Annotated in this window: 1 protein-coding gene; it reads left to right on the forward strand. The window is 42.9% G+C overall.

The window, feature by feature from the left end:
* The coding region (locus HC175_RS18720) for an MATE family efflux transporter (protein ID WP_262887253.1) at positions 1–344 on the forward strand (344 nt) is incomplete at its 5' end.
* Between the last annotated feature and the right edge of the window lie 101 nt (positions 345–445).

Raw genomic sequence — 445 nt, forward strand, 5'->3', positions numbered from 1 at the left:
TTCCCATTACTGCCTTTTTTATACCTAATGATCCTGAAGTGATACAGGATGCGGCTTACTTTATTAAGATCATGGCACCCAGTTTCGGATTGCTGGGAGTGCAGCAGGTACTGAATGGAGTTTTCAACGGGGCCGGTTTTACTAAGGCTTCCATGCTTATTTCAATCCTGAATTTATGGATCGTTCGATTTCCTGTAGCCTTCCTGCTCTCAAACAAGACTGCTCTGGGTTATGAAGGGATCTGGTGGGCTTTCCCGATCTCAAATGCAGTTGCGGCACTGGCAGCCTTCATCTATTTTAAACAGGGATATTGGAAAATGAGGTTGTTTAGGAGGAGAAGGTAAATTTAACTTATCCATAGCATCAGCTCGAAAATAGTTTTCCACTCCTTTTCAACCTGTTGCATTAGAACAAGATTTCCACTACCGTTTTCAGGACCATTGAC

This window comes from Salinimicrobium oceani (assembly GCF_012037645.1).